At 67.1% G+C, this 4,206-nt stretch carries 4 protein-coding genes, 1 pseudogene and 1 riboswitch; all 5 genes and pseudogenes read left to right on the top strand.

Annotated elements, in window-relative coordinates; genetic code table 11:
* Positions 1–865, top strand: an 865-nt coding sequence (prmA, locus tag Q0L94_RS14465; protein WP_296754515.1) for a 50S ribosomal protein L11 methyltransferase, incomplete at its 5' end; no start/stop codon positions are given.
* Complete coding sequence (locus Q0L94_RS14460) at positions 862–1,911, top strand: zinc-ribbon and DUF3426 domain-containing protein (protein ID WP_296754513.1); 1,050 nt, start codon at positions 862–864, stop codon at positions 1,909–1,911. The genes prmA and Q0L94_RS14460, both read left to right, overlap by 4 nt.
* A gap of 48 nt (positions 1,912–1,959) precedes the next feature.
* A riboswitch (glycine riboswitch) is annotated at positions 1,960–2,048 on the top strand.
* 153 nt (positions 2,049–2,201) lie between these two features.
* Positions 2,202–3,284, top strand: a complete 1,083-nt coding sequence (gene gcvT, locus Q0L94_RS14455) for a glycine cleavage system aminomethyltransferase GcvT (RefSeq protein ID WP_296754508.1) — start codon at positions 2,202–2,204, stop codon at positions 3,282–3,284.
* Between the two features lie 82 nt (positions 3,285–3,366).
* A complete protein-coding gene (gene gcvH, locus Q0L94_RS14450; RefSeq protein WP_296754506.1) occupies positions 3,367–3,756 on the top strand; it encodes a glycine cleavage system protein GcvH in 390 nt (129 codons plus the stop codon).
* Between the two features lie 76 nt (positions 3,757–3,832).
* Positions 3,833–4,206 (top strand): annotated as a pseudogene (locus tag Q0L94_RS14445) (glycine dehydrogenase); the annotation flags it as partial.

Below are 4,206 nucleotides of genomic sequence, written 5' to 3'. Positions count from 1 at the left end.
TGTCGACTCCAAAGCCGCCGAACCGCTGTCCGACGCGCTGATGGAAGCCGGTGCGCTATCGGTGTCGCTGGAAGACGCCGACGCCGGCACGGTGGACGAGACGCCGCTGTTCGGTGAACCGGATTATCCGACCGCCGAACTGTGGCCGCACAGCATCGCCGTAGTGCTGCTCGATGAGGATGCCGACGCGGCCGCCATCCTGGCCGCCGCCGCGCAACGGGCGGGTATCCCGGTGCCGACCGGCTACACCATCGAGTCCGTTGCCGACGCCGACTGGGTACGCCTCACCCAGTCGCAATTCGACCCCATCCCGATTTCGCCGCGCCTGTGGATCGTGCCGACCTGGCACGATGCACCCGACCATAGCGCGATCAACCTCAAGCTCGACCCCGGCCTCGCCTTCGGCACCGGCAGCCATCCGACCACGCGGCTGTGCCTGCGCTGGCTCGATGCGCACCTTGCCGGCGGCGAAACCCTGCTCGACTATGGCTGCGGCTCCGGCATCCTCGCCATCGCCGCGGCCAGGCTCGGCGCGCTGCGGGTCGACGGCGTCGACATCGACGCCCAGGCGGTCGCCGCTTCGCGCGACAACGCCACCCTGAACGACGTGACGGCGCATTTCTGCCTGCCCGGCGAACTCGCGGCAGGACAATACGACGTGGTCGTCGCCAATATCCTCACCAACCCGCTCAAGGGCATGGCGCCGCTGCTGGCAGGCCGGGTACGGGCGGGCGGGCGGCTGGTGCTGTCGGGCATCCTGGCCGAACAGGCCGACGACGTGATGACGGTCTACCGCGACTGGTTCGTGTTCGACCCGCCCGCAATCGACGAGGGCTGGGTGCGCCTGGCGGGCGTCAAACAGTGAATTACCGCACCACCTGCCCGCACTGCGCCAGCGTCTTCCGCCTCGGCGCCGACCAGCTCGACGCGGCGCAGGGCTGGGTGCAATGCAGCGTGTGCGGTGCCGCCTTCGATGCACGCCCGAGTCTGCTGCTGGAAGACGGTTCACCGCTGCCCGCGGCGGCCGAACCCGGGCCGGCCGAAGCCTCCCCGCCGCCGGAGACCATTGCCGCAGCCGCAGCGGAGCCCGCCGCCGTAAGCGAAACGGCCGCTACCGCGGAAACAACCGAGACCGCACCTGGCACAGAGGATGCCGCGGCGACCGATATCCCGCGCGGCATCGGGCAGCGCGAGGCCACGCTCGACCTGGATTCGATCATCCTCATCGACCCCGAGATTCCGCTGCCGGACGACCCCGGCCCGCTGCCGCAGTTCCACACGGCGCCCGCGTATCCGCCTGCCGCCGTGCCGGCCGCGCCTGCGACGCGCATCGAATACGCCGCCCCCCTCCTCGACCGGCCCCACCTCCCGCCCCCACCGCGCCGCATCCGGCCTTGGGCATGGGCAGTGGCCGGCGCGTTGCTGCTGGTGCTGCTGCTGGCGCAAACCGCCTATTTTCTGCGCGACACGCTGGTCAGTCACCTGCCGCAGGCGCGCCCGGCATTCGAGCAGGCCTGCGCCGTACTGGGCTGCACCCTCTCGCTGCCGAAAAACCTGGCGCTGCTGCAGATCGTCGGCTCCGACCTGCAAACCGAAGCACCTGCACGCGGTACGCCGGCGGGCGACCCGCTGCTGCGCAGCGACCCTTCCGCAGCCAGCGGCCGCCTGAAACTCACGCTCACCCTGGGCAACCGCGCCAACCACGTACAGGCCTGGCCGGTTCTGGTCCTTACCCTGACCGACCAGCGCAATCGCGCGCTGGCGCGCCGCAGCTTCGCTCCCAGCGAATACCTCGGCGACGCCCGGCGCATTGCGGCCGGGCTGCCGCCGCACAGCGAACAGGCATTGAGCCTGCCGCTGACCGTGCGCGATTTGGCCCCAATGGGTTTCGATCTGCAACTGGCCTATTAAGCCGCTGCGCACGGCTGGCTGGCTGGCCGCTTCTTCGGTATAGTTCGCCTTCCCGTTGCGGGAGAGCGCGTGCCCGTCACGCCGCCGAAGGCGTAACCCACCCGGAATCGCTCAGGCACCAGGACCGCAACAACCGGAACACTCTGGAGAGCGCAGCCGCCGATGTTTCAACCAGCGGAACTGCCACCGAAGGGGCAGCGGCCCGCATCGCCGGCCGTAATCTCTCAGGTACCAAGGACAGAGGGGTGAAGCGAGTCCGTACTTCGCCTTTTTATATTTTTGGTGCCGCCATGCTCAAACAAACTCCGCTCAATGCCGCTCACCGCGAGCTCGGCGCCAAGATGGTCGACTTCGGCGGCTGGGACATGCCGGTGCACTACGGTTCGCAACTCTCGGAACACCACGCCGTGCGCAACGGCTGCGGCCTGTTCGACGTCTCCCACATGCTGTCGCTCGACATCAAGGGCGCCAACGTGCGCCCCTTCCTGCGCCGGCTGGTGGCGAACAACGTCGACAAGCTGCAGATCTCCGGCAAGGCCCTGTATTCGTGCATGCTCAACGAGGCCGGCGGCGTCATCGACGACCTCATCATCTATTTCATGGACGAGAACTGGTTCCGCCTGGTGGTCAACGCCGGCACCGCGGACAAGGATCTCGCCTGGATGGAACAATGCAACGCCGACTGGGGCATGGGACTTACACTCATGCCGCGCCGCGACCTGGCGATGATCGCGATCCAGGGGCCGGACGCAACCCGGGTGCTGAACGAAGCGCTGCCCGGCGTCGACGGCCTCACCGCCAGCCTCAAGCCTTTCAGCGCCGCCGCCATGGGCGAAATGTTCATCGCCCGCACCGGCTACACCGGCGAGGACGGCTTTGAAGCGATGGTACTGGCGAAGTCCGCCCCCTTCTTCTGGAAAGCGCTGATGGAAGCCGGCGGCAAGCCGATCGGCCTAGGCGCGCGCGACACCTTGCGGCTGGAAGCCGGGATGAACCTGTATGGCCAGGACATGGACGAAACCGCCTCGCCGCTGGAATCCGGCCTGGCGTGGACGGTCGACCTGAAATCCGGGCGCGACTTCGTCGGCCGCAAAGCACTGGAAGCCAGCGAGGTCACCAAACAGCTCAGCGGCCTGCTGCTGCTCGACAAGGGCGTGCTGCGCAGCCATCAGAAAGTGCTGACGAAGAACGGCGACGGCGAAATCACTTCCGGCACCTTCTCGCCTACACTGCAGCAATCCATCGCGCTCGCCCGCATCCCGCTCGGCATCGCCCCGGGCGACGAAGTCGAAGTCGAAATCCGCGACAAGAAACTGAAAGCCAGAGTGGTGAAATATCCGTTCGTGCGCAACGGCAAGATTCTGATTGCGTGAGGAGTGAGGCGTGAGGGGTGAGGCGATGCCAGCCCGCCCCCACGCCTGACGCCTCGCGCCTAACGCCTCACTTGGAGAAACCATGAGCATTCCTGCTGACCTCAAATACACCCCCAGCCACGAATGGGTGCGCGTCGAAGCCGACGGCACGCTGACCATCGGCATCACCCACCACGCGCAGGACCTGCTCGGCGACATGGTGTTCATCGAAACCCCCGCCGCCGGCCGTACCCTCACCAAAGGCGAGGAATGCGCGGTGGTCGAGTCGGTGAAGGCCGCATCCGATGTCTACGCCCCGGTCGCGGGCGAAGTCGTCGCCGCCAACGCCGACGTCGAAGCCAGCCCCGAATCGGTAAACCAGGACGCCTACGCCGCGTGGATGTTCAAGATCAAGCCGGCCAATCCCGCCGACGTTTCCGGACTGCTCGACGCCGCGGCATACCAGAAGCTGGTCGAGTCGGAAGCCCATTGAAAATCGTGAGGCGTGAGGCGTTAGGGGTGAGGCAACCCCCGCGCCTGACGCCTCACCCCTAACGCCTCACTCAAACATGCCCTTCATTCCCCACACCGAAGAAGACGTCTCCGCCATGCTCGGCGCCATCGGCGCCGCCGGCATCGAGGATCTGTTCGACGAAATTCCGCCCGCACTGAAGACCGGCAAGCTGCGCGACGTGCCGGATGGCCAGCCGGAGATGGCGGTGGCGCGGCTGATGCAGGAGCGCGCGTCGCAGGACGGCTTCTGGTCCAGCTTCATCGGCGCCGGCGTCTACGAGCACCACATCCCCGCTGCGATCTGGCAGATCACCACGCGCGGCGAGTTCTATTCCGCCTACACGCCCTACCAGGCCGAAGCCTCGCAGGGCACGCTGCAGCTGATCTACGAATACCAGACCATGATGACCCGGCTGACCGGGCTCGACGT

It is taken from the genome of Thiobacillus sp., assembly GCF_024708915.1.
This window is presented reverse-complemented; position numbering and strand designations above follow the sequence as displayed.

Coding starts and splice junctions, on each gene's coding strand:
- gcvT (WP_296754508.1), top strand. CDS start 2,202: ATGCTCAAACAAACTCCGCTCAATGCCGCTCACCGCGAGCTCGGCGCC.
- gcvH (WP_296754506.1), top strand. CDS start 3,367: ATGAGCATTCCTGCTGACCTCAAATACACCCCCAGCCACGAATGGGTG.